A 14,594-nucleotide genomic window follows, 5' to 3' on the forward strand; every position below is an offset into this window, starting at 1 on the left:
TGAAACAGCCTGCGCGGCCGTGTTCTTTTCCTTCCCCCGCCAAAGGGCGAATTTCCCAGGAGTATGGGTGTAGTCCATTGCCTTCGCATCGGGTGAGGGGTTCAGGGTAATCTGTTCAGCATGAATAGACCTGCCGTACGCGATGCCGCACTGCTTATTTTTCGAGCGGTCCTCGGATTAATCTTTATCGCACACGGCGTGGACAAGATGTTTATGACCGGCATGGATGAAACCGTGGGGCAATTTTCCGCCCTAGGGGTGCCGCAGCCACAGCTTTCCGGCTATATCGCCGCCATCGGGGAGATGGCCGGCGGTGCATTCCTCGTCGTTGGTCTGCTCACCACTTTTGTCGCCGGGGCACTCGCATTGCTCATGGGGTGTGCCCTCTATTTCGTGCACCTGGGCCACGGGCTTTTTGCTGCCGACGGCGGAATCGAATACCCACTGGTATTGCTGCTATCCCTGCTGATGATCGTAATTTTTGGCTCCGGTAGAGCCAGCATGGACGGGGTGCTCAGCAATGTTGACGCATAGCCAGGTCCAGGCGGCAATCTCCGCGCACATGGATGGAGAGCACTCCGATCTGTCCCAGGACGTCATTGATACCCACCTGGAAAGCTGCACCGAATGCCGCGCTTTCCGCGACAAGGCGGCCGCGCTATCGCGCTCATTGAGCTTTGTGGAGCCCGCGGATTCCGGCATGGCTCCGCCCACGGATCTTTCTGATGTCATCTTGGCCGGCGTGGAGCCGGAATGGCGGCGTACCTCGAGCGCGCGCCAAGCTAACCTCACGGTCGCACGCGCCGCCATGGTGGTTATGGGTGCAATCTTTGCAATCTGGGCAGTGGTGCTCATCGTGCACGCCTCCGGGCTCGTACCGTTGGGCGCGGAAGGGAAGGTCCTAGATCCCACTGCGGATCCGGAGCGAGCCAACCTGCTGATGGAGGGCGCTGCAGTACGCTTTGGCATGGCCTGCGGCCTATTCTTCAGCGCCTGGCGCCCCGCAGCGGTTACCGGGCTGCTTCCGGTATCGGCCACGATGTTTGCCTTCCTCTTCGGCTTTGGCATGCGCGATATAGCGCTGGGTACCGTAACCATTGAGCAGGTGTATTTCCTTATCGCCACCGCGCTGGCAACTATTAGCCTGGCGTGGGCCTGGGCGGCAGAAAAGGGCTACCTCGTGCGCGCGTGGTGGAAGTCCCTCAACGCACAGCCGCAATAAACTTCATTCAGGCGCGGTTAGGTCCAGCTCGGCAGCCACATCATGGAGTGGTACCAGGAATCTGGAATCTTGTAGCCGTACAAAATGGGAGAGAAGTAGAAGAACATCGCCACTACCAAGGCTAGGTAGAAAACTGCGGCGATGGTACCCCAACGTACGGGGCCGCCGGCCAAGCTCTTCAGCCATCCCCACCGCACAGGCCTGCCATGCCCGATGAGCTGGCCTAAAGCTAACGCAATAAGCACGATGACAAAGGGGATAAAAGCCGTGGCGTAGAAGAAGTACATCTGGCGGTCAAAGGCCGCGAGCCAGGGCAAAAAGCCTGCCGCAAAGCCCACCAAGGGGATAAGAAAGGCGCGGTTGCGGCGAATAATGAGCGACCACAGGCCCCACAGCACGGCCGGGATGACCAGCCACCAGATGGCCGGGGTGCCAAAGAGGTAGAGCATCTTGCGGCATTCGTTACTGCCATCACCGCACTGCAGGTCGGTGGAGGAGTAGTACAAGATCGGGCGGGCGGCAACGAGCCAGGCCCAAGGCTTGGAATCCCACGGGTGATGATGGCCGCCGGAGGAGGTCAGGCTGGCGTGGAATTCCAGGACAGAGGAGTGGTAGTAGAACCAGCCGGCTAAGGAATCGGGCAGGTTCAGCAGCCACGATCCATCCTCGATGGTGCCATCCACCTTGGCATGGCGGTACACGGCGGTTTCGGAGGAAAACCACGCCCGCCAGGTCCAGGCGTAGAGCAGTACCGGCACGAGCACAAGGGAGGCCAAGGCAGCAGGGGTATCGCGCACCAGGGTGCCGAGGATATAGCGGCGTACCCCATAGCGCTTGCGCAAGGCAAGGTCGCTAAAGACGGACATCAGGCCAAAGAACATGATGAAGTACAGCCCGGACCACTTCACGCCCAGGGAAAGGCCAAGACAGACGCCTGCAAGGAGGCGCCACCAGCGGAATCCAAAGCGCGGGCCGAAGGCGGACGAGCCCATCCGGTCCTTCACAAACGCGTTGTGGAGGCGCTCGCGCATCTGGTTATGATCGCGGGCGAGCGCCCAGGCGGCGGCTACTACGAAAAAGACTTGGAAGATATCCAGCATGCCGAACTTGGAGGAGACCAAGAGCACGCCATCAAATACGGCGATGAGGCCGGCTAGGGTTGCTACCTGCCAGGATAAGGAGACCCGGCGGGCCAGGGACATCGTCAAGAGCACGGTGGCTGCTCCGAAAAGCGCCGTCATAAAACGCCAGCCCATTGGGGAATAACCAAAGACCCATTCGGCAAGTGCCACGATCTGCTTGCCCAGCGGTGGGTGAACCACCAGCCCGTAGCCGGGGTTGGTTTCAATGCCGCCGATAAAAAGGTTATCCCAGCTTCGCACCATGTCCCAGGCTTGGGGAACATAGTGCTTTTCATCAAAGACGGGCGTGCCCTTGGAAACGGGCGCGGTAAGGCCGACAAAGCGGGTAATGAGTGCAAGGACGCCGACGACGCTAGTGCTTATCCAGTCAGCCTTGCCCCACTGATAGGCGCGGGGTGCTGGCGGAGCCACGGTGTCGTGCGTGGGGCGCGATGGGGCAGCGGTAGCAATAGTCACTTGGTTGAGTCTAGGCGACAACGTAGCGCAACCGCGCATTAGAGAGTATGGAATGCTAGAGGCATGTCTGTTTTAGGTCTGGATCCACTACCGCGCGGGGTAATCCTCGCCGCCACGCCGCTGGGAAACGTAGGAGATGCCTCCGCGCGTTTAATGCATGCCTTGCAGCATGCGGACGTCATCGCGGCCGAAGATACCCGGCGCGTGCGCAATCTGGCCCAGGCCTTAGGGATCGAGATTTCCGGGCGAGTGGTGTCCAATTTTGACCACAATGAAAAGGACCGGGCCCAGCAGCTTATCGACGCCGCCGCGGCTGGCACCGTCCTCGTCGTCACCGATGCCGGAATGCCGATTATTTCTGATCCGGGCCTGTCCCTTGTGTCCGCTGCAGCCGAGCGCGATATTCCCGTGACCTGTTTTCCCGGCCCCTCCGCGGTGCCGACGGCCCTGGCGCTTTCGGGCCTGGGCGTGGGGCACTTCCTTTTCGACGCCTTTCCTCCTCGCAAGCCCGGTCCCCGCAAGGCGTGGCTGGAGTCACTGCGCAACGAAAAGCGAGCCATCGTCTTCTTCGAATCTCCTCACCGCGTGGCCGAAACCCTGGCCGAGGCAGCGGAAATTCTCGGCGCCGACCGCCCGGCCGCGGTGTGCCGGGAGCTGACCAAGACCTATGAGGAAATCCGCCGCGGCAATTTGGGTGAGCTTGCCGAGTGGGCAGTAGACGGTGCTCGGGGAGAGATCACCGTGGTGATCGAGGGCGGTACAGCCGCTGCCGCTACCGCCGCAGACTTGGTGCCCAAGGCGCTCGAGCTAGCGGAGGCGGGGATGCGGCTGAAGGACGCGTGCAAGCAGGTAGCCAAAGGTACTGAGGTTTCCAACCGCGAGCTTTATGATGCCGCTTTGGCAGCTCGCGAGGGCTAGTCCCCACCGCTTATTCGATTACGTCACACCCCGTAGCGCGCGTAGACGGCTTCACCAACGGGGGCTTTGTAATTGAATTGTTATAGTGCTCGGGCGTGTGGGCGGCTTAAAGCGGTATTTACATGGGGAAATGAAGCGTAAAAACCTTTCAAATTATCGTGGAAAATCCCTGGGAAACGGCGTTGAGCAGCGAAGTTTCTACGTGCTTCGTTTGATAATTGAGCAGTTCCGCACCACTGTATAGCTCATGACAAACTCGGAAAATATGGGCACAGGCGTGCCAGAAGAAGGAAAGGAACCGGTCGGCGCACAGGCGCAGCCGGCCTCTGCTTCTTCGAGCGGGCAGCCTATTGAGAATTATCAGACTGTAGACGAACAGCTGGACGCACAATCTGCCACCGGCCAGCTTCAGGATATGATTCACTCCGATGGCTTCCACCCGGAGCGCTATGACGATCCTGAGGTGGAAATCGCGGCCGATCGTGACAATATGCCAATCGATTGGTCCATCGTCGGCATCGCCGGAGTTCTGGTCGCCGCGATCGTTGTGTGGGGCCTGGCCGCCCCGGACAACTTTGCCAACTTCTCCTCTTCGGCCCTGACCTGGGTCGTGGACAACTTCGGTTGGGCCTATATCCTCTTCGGCACCGTCTTCGTGGTGTTCGTTGTCTTTATTGCCGCCTCCAAGTTCGGCTCCATCAAGTTGGGCCACATCAATGAGGAGCCGGAATTTTCCACGCCATCGTGGATTGCCATGATGTTCGCCGCCGGTATGGGCATTGGCCTGATGTTCTACGGCGCTTCCGAGCCGCTGGCTAACTACCGTGACGGCACCCCAGGCCAGGGCACTGGCAACGTTGGATCGTCCATGGCCTATGCCATGTTCCACTGGACGCTGCACCCCTGGGCGGTCTACGCCATCGTTGGCTTGGCCATCGCGTACTCCACCTTCCGCATTGGCCGCAAGCAGCTATTAAGCCAGGCCTTCGTGCCGCTTATCGGCGAGCGTAACGCCAATGGTGCGGTGGGCAAGTTCATCGATGTCCTGTCCATCTTCGCCACCGTCTTCGGTACCGCCTGCTCCCTGGGCCTGGGTGCCCTGCAGATTCAGGCCGGCTTGAAGGCATCCGGAATCATCGATAACCCCACCAATTCCGTGGTTATTGGCATCGTTCTGGTCCTTACCCTCGCATTCCTCCTGTCTGCGATGTCCGGCGTGGGCAAGGGCATTCAGTACATTTCCAACGCAAACATGGTCCTCGCCGCAGTGCTGGCCATCTTCGTGTTCATCTTGGGCCCGACCGTTACCATCCTCAACCAGATTCCTGGCTCCATCGGTAACTACCTCAACTACTTCACCGAGATGATTGGCCGCACGGCCGAGTCCGAAAACGGCGCCGCCGGTGAGTGGCTGTCCGGCTACACCATCTTCTACTGGGCATGGTGGGTTTCCTGGTCCCCATTCGTGGGCATGTTCCTGGCACGCATCTCCCGCGGTCGTTCCGTCCGCGAGTTCTGCCTCGGCGTCCTGCTTATCCCAGCCGGCGTATCCACCCTGTGGTTCGCTATCTTCGGCGGCACCGCTATCCACATGGAGCAAAACGGCGAATCCATCACCGGCGAGTCTGCTGAGGAAGAGCTGTTCAATCTCCTGCAGTCCATGCCCGGCGGCTTCATTGCCGGTATTGTTGCAGCAATTCTTCTGGCTACCTTCTTCGTCACCTCTGCGGACTCCGCATCCACGGTGATGGGCTCCATGTCCCAAAATGGTGCTTCTACCGCTAAGCCGTGGCTATCCGCGGCATGGGGCGCACTGACTGCCTTGGTAGGCCTGACCCTGCTTCTGGCTAATGAGGACGCACTGTCTAACCTGCAGAACGTCACCATCGTTGCTGCACTGCCATTCTTGTTCATTGTCGTTGGCCTGATGTTCGCCATCTACAAGGCACTGAGCGAGGATGTTATTTACCTCGAGTACCGCGAGGCACAGCAGTTCCAGCGCAAGATGGCCCGCGAGCGCCGCTTGCACCGCGAGTACCAGCGCACGCAGGTACTCAAGAAGCGCCGCAACGAGCGTCTCAAGCACCCGATGAAGCGCAAGTAGCTAGCGCCCTTCACGGTTGCTTTCATAGCGCCCATCGTTTCCTCAGCAGTGGGGAAGCGGTGGGCGCTTTGTTCTGAAATTGCGGTTCACCTGCGGAGTAAATGTCTGCCCTGATCGTGTGGACAAGAGCCGGCTTCGATACAGTAGAACCCATGACTGAGTCTGTAGTAGTAAATGTTGCCTGGCCCTATGCCAACGGCCCGCGCCACATCGGTCATGTGGCCGGCTTTGGTGTTCCTTCTGACGTCTTTGCACGTTTCCAGCGAATGCGTGGCCGCAACGTACTCATGGTCTCCGGTACGGACGAGCACGGCACTCCGCTATTGGTTCAAGCGGACAAAGAAGGCGTGTCCGTTCGCGAGCTCGCAGACCGCTACAACCGCCAGATCGTCACTGACCTAGCCAACCTCGGCCTGTCCTACGATCTCTTTACTCGTACCACCACCCGTAACCACTACTCCGTGGTACAGGAACTCTTCAAGGGCCTGTATGCCAATGGCTACATGCTCAAAGAGACCACCCAGGGCGCTATTTCTCCGTCTACCGGACGCACCCTGCCGGACCGCTATATTGAGGGCACCTGTCCTATCTGCGGCGCGGATGGCGCCCGCGGTGACCAGTGCGATGAGTGTGGCAACCAGCTCGACCCGGTGGACCTGATCAACCCCGTATCCAAGATCAACGGCGAGCCCCCAAAGTTCATTGAAACCGAGCACTTCCTGCTGGATCTGCCCTCCATCAAGGACGAGCTGCAAAAATGGCTGTCCACCCGTGAGGACTGGCGCCCGAACGTCTTGAAGTTCTCCCTGAACTTGCTGGAGGATATGCGCCCGCGCACCATGACGCGCGATATTGACTGGGGCATTCCGATCCCGGTTGAGGGCTGGCAGGACAATAACGCCAAGAAGCTCTACGTGTGGTTCGATGCGGTCATCGGTTACCTGTCTTCCTCCATCGAGTGGGCATACCGCACTGGTCAGCCTGAGGCGTGGAAGGACTTCTGGCAGAACCCGGAGGCACGCCACTATTACTTCCAGGGCAAGGACAACATCACCTTCCACTCCCAGATCTGGCCGGCCGAGCTTCTGGGCTATGCCGGCAAGGGCAACAAGGGCGGTGAACTCCACCAGTACGGCGAGTTGAACCTGCCCACGGAAATCGTCTCCTCTGAGTACTTGACCATGTCTGGCTCCAAGTTCTCCTCCTCCAAGGGCGTTGTCATCTATGTCAAGGATTTCTTGGCGGAGTTTGGCCCAGATGCCCTGCGCTACTTCATCGCCGTGGCCGGTCCGGAGAATAACGACACGGACTTTACCTGGGATGAGTTTGTCCGCCGTATCAATAATGAGCTGGCCAATGGCTGGGGCAACCTGGTCAACCGCACCGTTTCTATGGCGTTTAAGAACTTCGGTGAGGTTCCAGCACCAGCAGCGCTGGAAGAAAAGGATAAGGAAATCCTGCAGCTGGCGGAAGAGACCTTCGAGACCGCCGGTTCTTTGCTGGAACAGTCCAAGTTCAAGCAGGCAATTACCGCTATCATGCACGTCGTCGGCGAAGCCAACGCTTATATTGCAGACCAAGAGCCATGGAAGTTGGCCAAGGATGAGGCCCAGCGCGAGCGCCTAGCTACCGTGCTGTGGACTGCTCTCCAAGTGGTTTCTGACTGCAATGTCATGCTCACGCCGTACCTGCCGTTTACCGCGCAGAAGGTCCATGAAACCTTGGGCCGCGAGGGCGTGTGGGCGGCCCAGCCGGAGGTCCATGATGTCAAGGACGATATCCCGGTAGAGCTCGTCGGTGCTGGCTTGCCGCCAGAGGGCCACGAGTATCCGGTCATCATGGGTGACTACACCCAGCAGCAGGCAAAGTGGGAGCGCATCCAGGTAGAGCCGGGCACCGCCTTGGCCAAGCCGAAGCCGCTCATCTCTAAGCTTGACCCAGAGCTGGGCGAGACTGGCCCGGAGTGGGCGCCTGTTACTAAGTAATAGCACCTAAAACGGCCGCGTTATTGCCTCTTTTCCAACAGAGAAAAGGGCGTAACGCGGCCGTTTCTGTATTCCGGTCTGGAAGGAAGGAGTACGAAATACCCGAATCCTTGCCAGGAAGGGTGGTTTAGCGCTCGAAATCGCGCTGGAGGTGCACCAGGCCGAGGCGGACGCCATCCTTGGTATGGATATTTGGCATGCGGCCGGTCTCGGTGAAGCCGAACTTCTTGTGCAGGGCGATAGAACCCTCGTTGGTATCGACGATATAGGTGATCATCGTCTGCACGTAGGTATCGTCGGCGGCGACGTCCATGAGGGCGTCGAGAAGCTCGGAGCCCACGCCCTTGCCCTGAGCGGAGGGGGCGATGTAGACGGAGTCTTCCACAGTGCCGTAATAGATGGCGGGGGTTACGAACTGGAAGTAGGCCGCCCAGCCAATGACCTCATCATCATGCACGGCTACGAAGACCGGGGAGCCGGCCTTAAACATTTCCTTGAGCCACTCTTCGCGGTCAGACACATCTTCTTGCCATGTGACCAGGTTAGCGGCGGGTTTCGCTGCGGAGCCGGCGTTGTAGATGGCGGTGAGCGCGGGGGCGTCGGCAAGCTCAGCAGGACGGATATGCATAGAAATTCCTTTACACCAGAAGTTGTAGGTGGGTGAGGCTCAACCAGTGATCGAACTTGTAGCAAACCTCTTTAAGAGTACCCACGTTTTCAAACCCGAACTTTTCATGCAACTTCAGCGATGCCGCATTGGTGGAAACGATGAGCGCAAGCAGGGAATGGACCTTATCATCGGCGCGGGCCGCATCTACCAAGGCGCCCAGCAACGCGGTGCCCACGCCCTGGCCCTGAGCGGCGGGGGAGAGATAGATGGTCGTCTCATAGCAGCCGGTCCACACCTGCGGATCGCGGTAAGGATGGTAGAGCGCCCACCCCAGGTAGGCACCGGAATCGGACTCCGCGATGAAGCACGGGCAGCCCTCTTCCCAGATGTGGCGCAGGTAGGCCTCGCGTTCTGCGATGCTGGCCGGGGTAGTGCGGAAGATAACGTCGGTGTGCTCGATGGCCCAGTTGAGGGTCTCAGTCATGGCGGGCACATCCGCAAGGCCGGCGGGTCTGATCAACATGGCAGCCAATATTACAATTGCCCGTATGGCTAAAAAGAAGCGACGTCCCACTCCCGTTCCGGCACCGGGCCTAAGCGGCCTCATCGATGCGCACACGCACCTGTTTTCTCACAAGGACACCGATGAGGTTCTGGTTAATCGCGCGCGCACCGCCGGTATTAGCCGCATGGTGACGGTGGGCGATGACCGCCGTGAATCAGCAGCGGCGCTGGCTACCGCGCATGTCTTTCCGGATGTCTATGCCGCCTGTGCTATCCACCCGGTACGCGCCAATGAGTTGGATGCACCCACGAAGGTGGCGCTGGAGGAGATGGTGGCGGATCCGCGCTGCGTAGCAGTGGGAGAGACCGGCCTCGATGCCTATTGGGTCCACCACGAGCCGGAGACCACCGCGACAATGGCCCAGCAGGAGGAATCCCTGCGCTGGCATATTGACCTTGCGGTGCGCCATGGCAAGACGCTGATGATCCACAACCGCGAGGCGGATGCGGACCTGCTGCGCATTCTTGCCGACGCCCCCTCACCCGACACCGTTATGCTGCACTGCTTTTCCTCGCCGCTGAAAGTCGCCGAGGAAGCCTTGGAGCGCGGCTACGTATTGTCCTTTGCCGGCAACGTCACCTTCAAGCGCAATGCCGAGCTGCGGCAGGCGGCGGCGAAGGCACCGGCCGGCCAGCTTCTGGTGGAAACCGATGCGCCATATATGACGCCAGAGCCTTACCGGGGCCAGCGCAATGAACCGGCTCTTATCGGGCACACATATGAATGCATCGCTCGCGTGCGCCACCAGACGGTGCAGGCGCTAGCAGCGGAGGTAAACGACACTTTTGATCGCGTTTACGGCCTGCGCTAATGCCTAGGTGACGGTTTTCACAAAAATAAAACCCGCTGGTCAGAAGTTGCGGGGGTGCTTAGTGTGGCGGTTGTGTGTCCAGTGAGGCGTGTGGTGGATTGGTCCTCGACTTTGTGGTGCTGTTATCGTATCGTTATTAATCGTTCGTTTAGGTTTTGGGATCCTGCAGCGCCACCCTCGGTGCGGCAGCAGCGGATCTTAGTAGGGCAAACGCCTGCGTGGACAACTCTGCTGGCCTAAACTCTTGTAATTGTTGAAACCTGCACTACCGGAGATTCATTCAGCATGTCACCTCATCAGATCAAGCGCCTCAATAACTCCCGCTCGCTGCCACTGCGTCTGGCAACGGGTGGCGTATTGGGCACCCTGGCCGTCGGCGGCGTGGTAGCCGTTGCGGCACAAAAGGACGTCACCGTGGACATCAACGGCGACAAGGTGGAGTTGGCTACCTTTGCCAAGGATGTCGACGGCGCGCTGGAAGCAGCCGGCGTGCAGGTGAGCGAGGAAGACATCGTCTCCCCAGCCCCGTCCGAGTCCGTGGGTGATGGCGATGAGATCTCCGTGCGCACCGCCAAGCCAGTAGCCGTGACCATCGATGGCGTGCAACAGCAGCTGTCCACCACCGACCTCACCGTATCTGACCTGCTGGGTAACCTCGACGGCGTAGTCAAGGGTGCTTCTGTGAAGTCCGGTGATGCCGACGTGGACGAGGACGCCCAGCTGGAAGAGGGCATGGACCTTGAAGTTGTGTCCCCGAAGATCGTCAAGATTAATGATGGCGGCAAGGTAACCTACACCAAGATTGCCGCTAAGACCGTTGAGGACGTCCTCAAGGCCCGCAATATCGACGTTGATGACGATGACCGCGTCTTCCCGTCCAAGGACACCAAGGTAACCGAGGGCATGTCCATCAAGGTGGACCAGGTGTCCACCACTACCTATGACTCGGAAGAAGAGTTTGACGCTGAGCCCAACTTTGTCGATGACCCGGAGCTGGAAGAGGGCACCGAAGAGGTCCGCGAGGAGGGCGTTAAGGGCAAGCGCGTTATTACCCACAAGCTGGTAATGAAGGACGGCGCGAAGGAATCCAATGACGTTATCAAGGAAAAGGTGACCGTCGAGCCTAAGGCTGCCACCATTGCCCGCGGCACCAAGAAGGCCGAGGAAGAAAAGCCGGAGGAGGGCGGCAACTCCGGTGCTGCTGCTCCGGCGGTGGCCGATGGTTCCGTATGGGATTCCATTGCACAGTGTGAGGCCACCGGTAACTGGTCTATTAATACCGGCAACGGCTTCTCCGGTGGCCTGCAGTTCACCCCATCCACCTGGGCGGCATTCGGCGGCACCGAGTACGCACCGGAGGCATGGCAGGCTTCCCGCGAGCAGCAGATTGCCGTGGCAGAAAAGGTGCAGGCAGCGCAGGGCTGGGGCGCTTGGCCGGCATGTACTTCCAAGCTGGGCCTGCGTTAAACCGCAGCGCTTCTTGGCCGCACACCCACTGTGGTGTGCGGCTTTTTTGTCTCTTCTACTAAGTTAGAAGGCATGACTGATTCCACCGGCGCCGCGCTTTTGGGTCCCGTAGAGATCCGCGCCCTCGCGGAGAAGCTCGACATCGTGCCCACTAAGAAGCTGGGGCAGAACTTTCTGCATGACCCGAATACCATCCGGCGCATCGTCGCCGCGGCGGAGCTGGATCCCACTGACCGCGTCCTCGAGGTAGGCCCCGGATTGGGATCGCTGACCCTTGGCCTCGTAGAGGCAGTGGGGGACGTTACCGCGGTGGAGATCGATTCCCGCCTGGCGGCGCAGCTGCCCGATACCGTGGCCGAGCGCGCCCCTGAGTATGCGCAGCGCCTGCGCGTAGTGGAAAAGGACGCGTTGCGCGTGACGGATTCTGACGTCACGGAGCCGACTGCCCTCGTGGCCAACCTGCCGTATAACGTCGCTGTGCCGGTTTTGCTGCACTTGCTGGAGACCTTCCCCTCCATTCGCCGCGTGCTGGTGATGGTCCAGCTGGAGGTGGCGGACCGTCTCGCCGCGCAGCCGGGCAGTAAGGTCTATGGCGTGCCCTCGGTCAAGGCGGGCTTTTATGGCAAGGTCTCCAAGGCCGGCACGATTGGCAAGAACGTCTTTTGGCCGGCGCCCAATATTGAATCCGGGCTGGTGCGCATCGACGTCTTTGAAGATGCTCCTTGGCCGATCACCGATGAGTCGCGGGCTAAGGTCTGGCCGGTTATCGACGCCGCCTTTGCCCAACGCCGCAAGACCCTGCGCGCGGCATTGTCCGGCCACTTTGGTTCGGGTGCCGCGGCCGAGGAGGCCCTGCGAGCGGCGGACATCGATCCGAAGCAGCGCGGCGAGAAACTCGCCGTGGAGGACTTCGTACGATTGGCAGGGATCTAAATGAGTGCACCACTAGATAGCGATCCATTCGTCTATACCGCGCGCGCTCACTCCAAGGTCAATATTCACCTCGGCGTGGAGGAACCGCGCGAGGATGGGTTCCATGAGCTCGCCAGCGTCTTTCAGTCTTTGGAGCTGCATGACACCGTGACGCTCACGGACTTGGGTAATCCCGAGGTAGATAAGCCGCGAATTCAAGGCTTAAAGGTTACGGGCCCTCATGCGCAGGGCGTTCCAGAGGACTACACAAACTTGGCGTGGACCGCGGTTAACCGCATCATGCAGTACCTCTACACCACCCATGGGCCGAAGGCGCTGCCGGAGGTAGCGCTGGAAATCCACAAAGCCATCCCTACCGCCGGCGGCATGGCGGGTGGCTCTGCTGATGCGGCCGCCGCGCTGCGCCTTGCTGAGCGCTGCTATGGCGGCTACTACGGCATCGACTCGGTGGGCGAGCCGATTCTGGACGCGCTCGGCGCGGCGCTGGGTTCGGATGTTCCCTTTACTCTGTTGGGTGGCACCGCGCTCGGTACGGGGCGCGGCGAGCAGCTTACCCCGATGATGGCGCGCGGTACCTACCATTGGGCGCTTATCGCCTCGGACCGCGGGCTCTCTACCCCGCAGGTCTTTCACAAGCTGGATGAAATGCGAGAAAAGGGTCGCGGCGGCGAACCGCACATGGATACCGCGGCAGTATCGCAGGCGCTTATCTCGGGCGACCCGCACCGGGTCGCAGAGCACTTGCACAATGACCTGCAGCCGGCGGCGCTTTCCCTGCGCCCAGACCTGCGCAAGACGCTGGAGGCGGGTGTGGCCGCCGGAGCCCTCGCGGGCATCGTCTCCGGCAGCGGCCCGACCTGTGCCTTCCTCTGCGCTGGGGCAGAGGAGGCTAGGGAAGTGGTCTCCCAAGTGACGGTAGAGATTCCCGGAACCAAGGGTGTGGCTACCCATGGACCCGCCAGCGGCGCCGTGGTGCTGTAGCTAGAGCACCGTCATCTCGGTGGGCTCAATGTCGAGGTTGAAGCGGTTGACTTCCTTTTCTTGGAGGAGGTCGATGACCACGAGCTGCTTCTTTTGGGCGTCGGTAATAAAGGCGTAGCCATCGGCAGCCTGCAGGATGGGCCCCGGCTGCTGCCATTCCTTATTTTCCTTCCACCTGGAGATGGCATCGATCTGCGAGGTGATTTCGCCGGAATCTGGGTCGATGATGTTGAGTTTGCCGTCGGTAGTGAGCACCAGCGCCTCGCCCAGCGGGCCGCGCGCCAGGGAGCGGAACCAATAGGAAGCATCGAGGTCAACCTTCTTCGCGGAAAAGTCCTTGGTATCCACCAGGGTTACGGAGGTGGGGCGCTCGAGCTCTGCGTCCTTGTCGGTCTTATTATCGGCCAGAATGACATCGGATTCCTCCGAACCGGCAGCATTGCCCGAGCGCTGGTAGCCGCCTGCGCCGGCATAGGCGGAGGCGTCCACCTTGTGGAACTTTGTGCCATCGAAGATTACAGGGCCGTCCTCGCAACCGAAGAAGATATTGCCGTTACGAGCGGCAGCCTCGCCGTGGACGCCAGGGCATTTGGTGGTCTCAGTAAGGACCTTGCCCTCCTTATCCAGATGCTGGATGGTGTGGCGTTCGTCCTCGGTGCCCTTGGTAACGACTACTGAGCCATCCTTCAGCGGTACGGCAACGCCGTGGTGTGCGGCCCCAGTATCAACGGTATTGACTGGCTGGGCATCGTCTTTGCCCATGTCTTCGGTCTTGTAAATTTTCGCTACGCCATCGCCATCGGAAAATAGTGCGGTAAAGCCGTCGTGGTGGACCACGTGGCCGGCGTGCGGGGCCTTGATAGGGGCGTCGCCAAGCGAGGGCTCAGCGGTGTAGTAGTGGTTGTGATCGCCGTGGCCCTTGGTGATGCGCCCGGTGTCGTAGGTAAGGAAGCTATCGCCTTTGGTGACCATGACGTGGCGGTTATCGCCGGCATCGCTCAGGCGCAGGAAGGCATTCATCTTGTCCTCGCCGATTACCTTGCCGGTCTTGGCGTCATAGGTGCGCAGTCCGTCCACGTGGGAAATGACAATGCGGGTGGGCAGCTGGGCTACCTCGGTCTCGCCCTCCTCGGCTTCGAAGCCTTCGTGCGAGTGCCCGGCGTGGTCATGGCCGTGCTCATGCTCATGGTCATGGGCGTGCTCGTGAGCGTGGTCCTCCTCGCTGTGGGCGTGGTCGTGGGAGTGCAGGGAGTCCTTTTCCTCCTCGGTGGGGGCGGAACAGGAGGCAATGGCTACTGCCGCGGCAGAGAGCACCGCGCAGAGAGAAAGTGTGTAGTGCTTCATACATAGGCACACTATTGGACGTGAAAATCAATAGCAATAGTTTGGAGAAATGCGGG

13 protein-coding genes are annotated in these 14,594 nt (G+C 60.1%); 9 read left to right on the forward strand and 4 right to left on the reverse strand.

The window, feature by feature from the left end; all coding sequences use genetic code 11:
• Positions 1 to 120 precede the first annotated feature (120 nt).
• Both RAE09_RS04870 and RAE09_RS04875 read left to right on the forward strand, forming a co-directional pair.
• Complete coding sequence (locus RAE09_RS04870) at positions 121 to 534, forward strand: DoxX family protein (RefSeq protein ID WP_049379053.1); 414 nt, start codon at positions 121 to 123, stop codon at positions 532 to 534.
• Complete coding sequence (locus RAE09_RS04875) at positions 521 to 1,222, forward strand: zf-HC2 domain-containing protein (protein ID WP_316981111.1); 702 nt, start codon at positions 521 to 523, stop codon at positions 1,220 to 1,222. The genes RAE09_RS04870 and RAE09_RS04875 overlap by 14 nt, the downstream gene beginning before the upstream one ends.
• Before the next feature lie 17 nt (positions 1,223 to 1,239).
• Here RAE09_RS04875 and RAE09_RS04880 read toward each other — a convergent pair whose 3' ends face one another.
• Positions 1,240 to 2,859: a dolichyl-phosphate-mannose--protein mannosyltransferase gene (locus RAE09_RS04880; RefSeq protein WP_179386235.1), complete on the reverse strand. Its 1,620-nt coding sequence runs from the start codon at positions 2,857 to 2,859 to the stop codon at positions 1,240 to 1,242.
• A gap of 24 nt (positions 2,860 to 2,883) precedes the next feature.
• Between RAE09_RS04880 and rsmI the strand changes: the two genes are divergently transcribed.
• From rsmI to metG, 3 genes are all read left to right on the forward strand, one after another.
• The gene (gene rsmI, locus RAE09_RS04885; protein WP_179386236.1) at positions 2,884 to 3,738 is read left to right on the forward strand and encodes a 16S rRNA (cytidine(1402)-2'-O)-methyltransferase; all 855 of its coding nucleotides are present in this window, start codon (positions 2,884 to 2,886) and stop codon (positions 3,736 to 3,738) included.
• A gap of 247 nt (positions 3,739 to 3,985) precedes the next feature.
• Positions 3,986 to 5,842 (forward strand): BCCT family transporter, encoded by a 1,857-nt coding sequence (locus RAE09_RS04890; protein ID WP_316981112.1) that lies wholly within the window; start codon positions 3,986 to 3,988, stop codon positions 5,840 to 5,842.
• Between the two features lie 152 nt (positions 5,843 to 5,994).
• Positions 5,995 to 7,827: a methionine--tRNA ligase gene (metG, locus tag RAE09_RS04895; protein WP_150850737.1), complete on the forward strand. Its 1,833-nt coding sequence runs from the start codon at positions 5,995 to 5,997 to the stop codon at positions 7,825 to 7,827.
• A 127-nt stretch (positions 7,828 to 7,954) separates the two neighbouring features.
• On the opposite strand, the gene RAE09_RS04900 is transcribed toward metG, so the two are convergent.
• Entirely contained in the window at positions 7,955 to 8,455 is a 501-nt protein-coding gene (locus RAE09_RS04900; RefSeq protein ID WP_005329121.1) for a GNAT family N-acetyltransferase, read from the reverse strand.
• A gap of 10 nt (positions 8,456 to 8,465) precedes the next feature.
• Positions 8,466 to 8,960, reverse strand: a complete 495-nt coding sequence (locus RAE09_RS04905) for a GNAT family N-acetyltransferase (protein ID WP_150850734.1) — start codon at positions 8,958 to 8,960, stop codon at positions 8,466 to 8,468.
• Between RAE09_RS04905 and RAE09_RS04910 the strand changes: the two genes are divergently transcribed.
• The 4 genes from RAE09_RS04910 to RAE09_RS04925 all read left to right on the forward strand — a co-directional run bounded on the left by RAE09_RS04910 (position 8,959) and on the right by RAE09_RS04925 (position 13,194).
• The gene (locus RAE09_RS04910; protein ID WP_005323765.1) at positions 8,959 to 9,813 is read left to right on the forward strand and encodes a TatD family hydrolase; all 855 of its coding nucleotides are present in this window, start codon (positions 8,959 to 8,961) and stop codon (positions 9,811 to 9,813) included. The genes RAE09_RS04905 and RAE09_RS04910 overlap by 2 nt on opposite strands.
• 285 nt (positions 9,814 to 10,098) lie before the next feature.
• A complete protein-coding gene (locus RAE09_RS04915; RefSeq protein ID WP_005329113.1) occupies positions 10,099 to 11,280 on the forward strand; it encodes a resuscitation-promoting factor in 1,182 nt (393 codons plus the stop codon).
• 72 nt (positions 11,281 to 11,352) lie between these two features.
• A complete protein-coding gene (rsmA, locus tag RAE09_RS04920; protein WP_316981113.1) occupies positions 11,353 to 12,213 on the forward strand; it encodes a 16S rRNA (adenine(1518)-N(6)/adenine(1519)-N(6))-dimethyltransferase RsmA in 861 nt (286 codons plus the stop codon).
• A complete protein-coding gene (locus RAE09_RS04925) occupies positions 12,214 to 13,194 on the forward strand; it encodes a 4-(cytidine 5'-diphospho)-2-C-methyl-D-erythritol kinase (RefSeq protein ID WP_294163656.1) in 981 nt (326 codons plus the stop codon).
• Here RAE09_RS04925 and RAE09_RS04930 read toward each other — a convergent pair whose 3' ends face one another.
• Positions 13,195 to 14,538 (reverse strand): hypothetical protein, encoded by a 1,344-nt coding sequence (locus tag RAE09_RS04930; RefSeq protein ID WP_316981114.1) that lies wholly within the window; start codon positions 14,536 to 14,538, stop codon positions 13,195 to 13,197.
• Positions 14,539 to 14,594 lie beyond the last annotated feature (56 nt).

Origin of the sequence: Corynebacterium tuberculostearicum, assembly GCF_032821615.1 — a bacterium.
GTDB classification, from domain to species: Bacteria; Actinomycetota; Actinomycetes; order Mycobacteriales; family Mycobacteriaceae; genus Corynebacterium; species Corynebacterium tuberculostearicum_H.

Bases quoted from the DNA above. Each gene is read 5' to 3' on its own strand.
- RAE09_RS04875 (WP_316981111.1), top strand. From the start codon at position 521: ATGTTGACGCATAGCCAGGTCCAGGCGGCAATCTCCGCGCACATGGAT.
- RAE09_RS04880 (WP_179386235.1), bottom strand. From the start codon at position 2,859: ATGCGCGGTTGCGCTACGTTGTCGCCTAGACTCAACCAAGTGACTATT.
- RAE09_RS04925 (WP_294163656.1), top strand. From the start codon at position 12,214: ATGAGTGCACCACTAGATAGCGATCCATTCGTCTATACCGCGCGCGCT.
- rsmI (WP_179386236.1), top strand. From the start codon at position 2,884: ATGTCTGTTTTAGGTCTGGATCCACTACCGCGCGGGGTAATCCTCGCC.
- RAE09_RS04900 (WP_005329121.1), bottom strand. From the start codon at position 8,455: ATGCATATCCGTCCTGCTGAGCTTGCCGACGCCCCCGCGCTCACCGCC.
- RAE09_RS04910 (WP_005323765.1), top strand. From the start codon at position 8,959: ATGGCAGCCAATATTACAATTGCCCGTATGGCTAAAAAGAAGCGACGT.
- RAE09_RS04930 (WP_316981114.1), bottom strand. From the start codon at position 14,538: ATGAAGCACTACACACTTTCTCTCTGCGCGGTGCTCTCTGCCGCGGCA.
- rsmA (WP_316981113.1), top strand. From the start codon at position 11,353: ATGACTGATTCCACCGGCGCCGCGCTTTTGGGTCCCGTAGAGATCCGC.
- RAE09_RS04915 (WP_005329113.1), top strand. From the start codon at position 10,099: ATGTCACCTCATCAGATCAAGCGCCTCAATAACTCCCGCTCGCTGCCA.
- RAE09_RS04905 (WP_150850734.1), bottom strand. From the start codon at position 8,960: ATGTTGATCAGACCCGCCGGCCTTGCGGATGTGCCCGCCATGACTGAG.
- RAE09_RS04890 (WP_316981112.1), top strand. From the start codon at position 3,986: ATGACAAACTCGGAAAATATGGGCACAGGCGTGCCAGAAGAAGGAAAG.
- RAE09_RS04870 (WP_049379053.1), top strand. From the start codon at position 121: ATGAATAGACCTGCCGTACGCGATGCCGCACTGCTTATTTTTCGAGCG.
- metG (WP_150850737.1), top strand. From the start codon at position 5,995: ATGACTGAGTCTGTAGTAGTAAATGTTGCCTGGCCCTATGCCAACGGC.